This is a genomic window from Bacillus sp. AFS001701 (genome assembly GCF_002559405.1).
In the GTDB taxonomy this organism is placed as follows: domain Bacteria; phylum Bacillota; class Bacilli; order Bacillales; family Bacillaceae_G; genus Gottfriedia.
This window is the reverse complement of record NZ_NTZO01000300.1, coordinates 1-6061: the sequence shown is the minus strand read 5'-3', so window position 1 is coordinate 6061 and position 6061 is coordinate 1. Positions and strand designations below refer to the sequence as shown.

Genomic DNA, 6061 nt, shown 5'->3' with positions numbered 1-6061 from the left:
TATATACGTTTGACCATTTTTATATTTCAACACTCTGAAAGAAAGTAAGCTTTTAGCTCACTTTCTTTTTTTGGGGAATAGGGAAATGAAGCAACTAACTCAGAGTTAAGGTAATCTTTTTTAATCATATTTCACTGGATTTCTCGTTACGATTTCGTCATTTCGAATTTTAATTCAGGTCTAGCCATTTGTGATTACTTCAAATTTAAATAACTAGTACTCACAAATCCTTTTTTACCATTGTAAGAAACGATGGCCCAATTATAATCGATTTGAGTTGTCCCTTCAGTTTGATAGCCAAGGAAACTGACTTTTGAACCTTTTGGTATCACTGTTAGAACTTTATATTTTGTACTTGGACCAGTACGTAAATTTAAATTAGCTTTTGTTGTAACAGTAGTTGGTACTTTTTGTAAGTATTTAGTACTTACATAAGCTATACCATTTTTAGTAGTTGTTGTTTTAATTTGTGCCCAGCTAGCATTATAGAATTTTACAATCTCAATTTGATCTTTCTTTCTTAAAGTGTCTACAACTTTTGAACTTGTATTTGGAGCACTTCGTACGTTTAATACACTTGCAGTTACCTCATATACACTAATCGGAGCATTTAAAACCGCTGCACTTACATGTGTCGGCCCGGCTGTTACACCATTTGAAAATAATAATGCGCCAGATAAGGCCATAGTTGATACAAAAGCTTTTAATAATTTCTTCTTCATTTTAAATTCCTCCTCTCACTTTACATCTCAATAATATTGAATCAATGTTTCAAAATTGGTCATGAGATGTATCCAAATTGTAAACTTTTCAATTGTACTGACCCGAAACATTCAACAGGAAAAATTTGCATATCCTTCCAAATTTATGGAAATTCTAAATTTTGTATTTGTATGAATGGAGGCAAATTATGGATAATCAAGCGAACAATGAAGAAATATTGACGAATCGGCAAGGCCATCCAGTAACAGATAATCAAAACGTAAGATCCGTTGGTAATCGGGGACCAACAACTTTAGAAAACTATGACTTTCTTGAAAAAATCTCACATTTTGATCGTGAACGAATTCCAGAACGCGTTGTGCATGCACGTGGAGCCGGTGCACAAGGATATTTCGAAGCCTATGGAAAAGTAGGTGATCACGCAATTTCTAAATATACTAGAGCAAAATTATTTCAAGAGAAGGGGAAAAAAACACCTGTGTATGTTCGATTTTCCACAGTTGTAGGTGGTGGACATTCGCCTGAAACTTTACGTGATCCACGTGGTTTCGCTACAAAGTTTTATACCGAAGATGGAAATTGGGATTTAGTCGGTAATAATCTAAAAATCTTTTTTATTCGTGATCCTTTAAAATTTCCAGATATGGTTCACTCATTTAAACCAGATCCAGTAACAAATCTCCCTGATCCTGAAAGAATGTTTGACTTTCTTCATCTAACACCAGAATCCACTCATATGGTTACATTTATCTTTTCACCATGGGGAATTCCAGCTAACTATCGACAAATGCAAGGGTCCGGTGTTAATACATATAAGTGGGTAAATAAAGATGGAGAAGCAGTACTTATTAAATACCACTGGGAACCGCTAAAACAAGGAATAAAAAATTTATCACAACGTGAAGCAGATGAAATCCAATCTACAAATTATAATCATGCAACTCAAGACCTTTACGAGGCTATTGAGAAAGGCGATTATCCAGAATGGGAATTATGTGTACAAATCATGAGTGATGATGAGCATCCGGAGCTTGATTTTGATCCACTTGATCCTACAAAACTATGGGATCCAGAAAAGTTTCCTTTTTTACCAGTTGGAAAAATGGTATTAAATAAAAATCCAGAAAACTATTTTGCAGAAGTTGAACAAATTGCATTTGGGACAGGTGTTCTAGTTGACGGACTGGATTTTTCAGATGATAAATTACTTCAAGGTCGTACTTTTTCGTACTCAGATACACAACGATATCGAGTTGGGACAAATTACTTACAACTACCAGTTAATTCACCAAAAAATCATGTAGCAACAAATCAACGTGATGGACAAATGGAATATAAAGTTGACGCAGCTTCAGGTCAAAACCCACATGTAAACTATGAACCTTCATCACTAGGTGGATTAAAAGAGGCGCCAAAGAATGGAAAAGATCATGAACCTGCGTACAATAATAAGCTAGTACGACAAAAAATTGACCGACCTAACGACTTTATCCAAGCTGGAAATACTTACCGTGCTTTTGACGAAACTGAAAAAAGTGAACTAATTTCTAATTTAGTAGATGCACTAAAAGTATGCAAGCCTCATATTCAAGAAACGATGGTTGGTTATTTTACAAAAGCTGATGAAGAATACGGACGTAGAGTACGCGAAGGTTTAGAAAAAGCGAATCATAATCGAACTGAACACACTAGCACTGAAGCAGCTGATGTCGCTTCTGAAAAAGCCAAAAACATGGGTCATGAATCGGATCGATATTAAAAGTATATAAGTTAGGATAGGCAGGCGCCTATCCTTTTTAGCACGCTTTTTAAATTTTGGAACGCCATTAATTTGGTCAAAATCAGTAATTGTTTTTATTTCTTGTGTTTAATTTGGGATTATCCGCCTTTAATACATTTACTCTTTACTTTCTTATAATAACCTTAGCTTTGCTTTTTTATATTTCTACTATTAATTATGTTTCCAATTAAGAATTTCCCTTTAAGACGCTTTCAGATATTCACATATCTCTTCATATGCTACATTTATCTTTTTCATTGTTTCTTCTGTACCCTTATTTCGGTCTGGATGGTACTTCTTGGCTAACTGCTTATATTGATTCCTAATCACATTCAAGTCTCTTGTATCTGTTGGCAATTCTAATATCTTAAGTAATTCAGAGATATAGTCCTCTCTCATTTCACCTGTTCCTTCTGTAATATATTTATCCATTAGATTGAACGCTTGCTCACTTAACTTATCGAATGTTTGGTAAAACGTGCTAATATCTGCATTAGAAACAGTTATATAGTGATTACTATAACTTGTAATGATCTTTCTTTTTACTAACATATTAAACACAAGTAGTTCTTTTAAAAATAAACAAGTTCTATTATAAAGGTGTTGATCTACCAATGATGCTTCTAATTCATTTAACAAAGCAGCCGCTGTCCGTCCAACACTCACTGTCGTGTAATCAATACCAGCATAAGTATTTCCATATCGATCAATAACAGGGTAATAGCTACCATTAATATAAAAGTGCATAGGAACTATTCGATTATCACTTATTTTTTTTAGAGCAATTTTCAATTCCCCTGTTGAATTACTAATTTGTAGTTCTCCTTCACCAAATACATAAAAACATTCATCTTTTATGGTTGGAGTATCATAAGTAAAGACGGGTCCCTTCGCATAAACATGAATCTGTTCAATATAAAAACCTGTTTCAAATTGACCAGCTGGGTAATAGGTTGAACCGTTACTTGTGCCTTGATGACTATGACCTTCACTTGAACCTGAACCACCTGAAAAAAAGATCGATTTAATAATAAAAAATGCAATGATTAAAAAAATAAAAAACCCCACTGTTTCTCTCCCTCTCTTGTATTAATAACTATAAAATTTAACCAATATATAAAATACATCTTTAAGTATACACAATCAAAAATGTGATAAAAAGATTGTTTTAGATAAAATGACCTATGTAATAGACCTTATTACCCATCAATTCTCCTATTCTGAGTCTTCAATTCTCTAAAATTGATTTTAATCATTTTCAGGATGATAGTGACAGACTATTGGATTAATCTTTTTTCTATAATTGATAGATAAAACATTAATAACTGAATATTGCAGCTTAAATATTCACAATTAAAAGTTAAAAGTTTAAAATAGGTTTGTAAGGACGATGATAATACATATGAAATTAATTGAAAGTGGGCTGATAATTAAATGAATAATGTGACTAAGTTTAATATTTTCAAACCAGCAAAAGACATATTCGAGGCATTTGTTGATCCAACTAAAATAGGTAACTTTTGGTTTTCTTCTAGCTCTGAACGATGGGAAGAAGGAAAAGTCATTACTTTAAAATACGATCTTTACAATGCAGAAGGTAAAATTAAAATCATCGAAGTTGAGGAAAATAAGAAGATTGTGTTTGCTTGGGGACCTACAGAAGAAGGAAATATTGTAACGATTACATTAAATGAACAAGGTCAAAATAACACAATTATTGAAGTGGTGGAAGAAGGCTTTAGTGAAAGCAACCCAGAATATATTCATCATTTAATCGATAATAAAGAAGGCTGGGTATTTATGCTAAGCTGTTTAAAATGTTATTTAGAATTTGGTGTAACTAAGTTAAGAGGCGGACTAGTAAAATAATTTTAAAGTAATACAATCATCTATGGGGCTGTCTCATAAGTTAGGTTAACTGACTTTTTGATGCCCCTTTTTAATTGTAAGTAGAATGTAGCATTAGTTCGGAATTCTGTTGCCATACCTTAGAGGGGGTATCTCTAAGGTACTTTTCATTTGTAGTTGAACTGATTGATCTTTTTTATAGATGATTAGCAGATTCATCGCCAACAAAAAAGAGACTTGCCTAATTGGCAAGACTCATAGTTATGCAAAAATTAAACTGCTCCACCAGCATACTAAAAAACGTACGTCGCAGCGCTCTTATACATATGAGAATAAGAACGAAATTTTTAAAATGCAACCATATACTGTCTCAATTACTTTACTAAATTGACGTAATGGGTTCAATATGACTCTTTATCTTCGCTGATTCGTACCCCTTACATAAAGGATAATAATCGCAAAAATAATCATTCCACAAACAATAAAAGGCATTATGCCTGAACTATAAACCATATATACTCGAATATGGCGTATTGCATTTACAACTATAAAAAGCACCATAGATAACCATAAAATTACAATAAGAGCCGCATTATTATTTCTTCGCATAAACATCAGCCCCTTCCAATAAAGCAACTACAAAAAATACTGTTTGTTTTATTATATAGTCGAATTAACGAATCAATGACCATACATTTTTGAGTATATGTAAAAGTTTTTAAAAATTATAAGGATAGCTAGAAATTATAACTAGAGCTATCCTATGGCTTCCATTATTGATAAATCGAAAAATCTATAAGATCTGCATATGGCACATCATTTTTAATCTTATTTTCTAAATCAACAAGTGTATATTTTTGCCACTCCTCTAATCGATTCATATCCCATTTTTGGACAAATAAATGGAGCAAAAATATTTCTCTCAATTTAAGAAAGATCGGGATTTGTTTTACTAAGTCATTATGAAGTAAGTTTTCTAGTTTATATCCTTTAAAAAAGTTCACCATAAAATTTTCAATAAACTGTTCATTCATTTGGTTAGAACAGTTCTGTTGCCAATATGCATGATAAAAAGCTGTAGCAAAATCCTGTGCGAACCAATTAAATGCACAATCATCAAAATCAATTATAAAGATTTTATTCTCAACTAAAATTTTTACCCCATTGTTCAAATAGGTGTTTATTCCAATGGTTAGGGTTTGTAACATCAATTTTTTCGCCATCAATATACTTAAAATAAGTTATGACTCTACCTTCTTCTTCTCTTAAATTACGATTTGCTCTTGGAACATCTACTCCATGCTTATGTAAAAAAATTATCCAATCAATTTCTTGTAACACCATTTCTTTTGTTCTTTCTAAATTAGATTGCCTAACTACTCTATTATTATCTTGGTCATAAAATACATCATTTTGAAAACCACCGCTTAAACGCATATAATTAGTTTTTTTCTTATTCATTTATAGAACCTACTTATCTTAAAAGTTTATCTACAAGATATTATTCATAGATACTAAATTCCCGTATTGTTCTTACTTTGCATTCGACAGTAGGTTAAGATTTACCTTTTTGATTTTATTTATATAAATATCTTTTCCTTGATCCTACCCTTTTAGCTTTCTTTTTGTGTTCAGAACAAAAATATATTAAGATATTTTTAAGTGTTAGAATATTTCTTTATTAAATTTAATTTTTATTCAATGTAAGGA

At 31.8% G+C, this 6061-nt stretch carries 6 protein-coding genes and 1 pseudogene; 2 read left to right on the top strand and 5 right to left on the bottom strand.

Annotation, left to right across the window (positions count from 1 at the left end; all coding sequences use genetic code 11):
- Nucleotides 1-194: 194 nt before the first annotated feature.
- Nucleotides 195-722 (bottom strand): SH3 domain-containing protein, encoded by a 528-nt coding sequence (locus tag CN514_RS18545; protein ID WP_098233875.1) that lies wholly within the window; start codon nt 720-722, stop codon nt 195-197.
- Nucleotides 723-928: 206 nt separating this feature from the next.
- Between CN514_RS18545 and CN514_RS18540 the strand changes: the two are divergent.
- A pseudogene (locus CN514_RS18540) lies at nt 929-2482 on the top strand (catalase); the annotation flags it as partial.
- Nucleotides 2483-2704: 222 nt separating this feature from the next.
- On the opposite strand, the gene CN514_RS26190 reads toward CN514_RS18540, so the two are convergent.
- Nucleotides 2705-3571: a J domain-containing protein gene (locus CN514_RS26190; RefSeq protein WP_217993940.1), complete on the bottom strand. Its 867-nt coding sequence runs from the start codon at nt 3569-3571 to the stop codon at nt 2705-2707.
- Between the two features lie 366 nt (nt 3572-3937).
- On the opposite strand from CN514_RS26190, the gene CN514_RS18530 reads away from it, so the two are divergent.
- Nucleotides 3938-4372 carry an SRPBCC domain-containing protein gene (locus tag CN514_RS18530; protein WP_098233873.1) on the top strand — a complete coding sequence of 145 codons (435 nt, stop codon included), beginning with the start codon at nt 3938-3940 and terminating at the stop codon, nt 4370-4372.
- A 393-nt stretch (nt 4373-4765) separates the two neighbouring features.
- On the opposite strand, the gene CN514_RS18525 is transcribed toward CN514_RS18530, so the two are convergent.
- The 3 genes from CN514_RS18525 to CN514_RS26885 form a co-directional block, all read right to left on the bottom strand.
- Nucleotides 4766-4960, bottom strand: a complete 195-nt coding sequence (locus CN514_RS18525; RefSeq protein WP_098233872.1) for a hypothetical protein — start codon at nt 4958-4960, stop codon at nt 4766-4768.
- Between the two features lie 164 nt (nt 4961-5124).
- Nucleotides 5125-5523 (bottom strand): aminoglycoside phosphotransferase/kinase family protein, encoded by a 399-nt coding sequence (locus CN514_RS26890; protein ID WP_353652082.1) that lies wholly within the window; start codon nt 5521-5523, stop codon nt 5125-5127.
- Nucleotides 5495-5812 (bottom strand): aminoglycoside phosphotransferase family protein, encoded by a 318-nt coding sequence (locus tag CN514_RS26885; RefSeq protein ID WP_353652081.1) that lies wholly within the window; start codon nt 5810-5812, stop codon nt 5495-5497. Before CN514_RS26885 ends, CN514_RS26890 begins: the two co-directional genes overlap by 29 nt.
- Nucleotides 5813-6061: the final 249 nt, after the last annotated feature.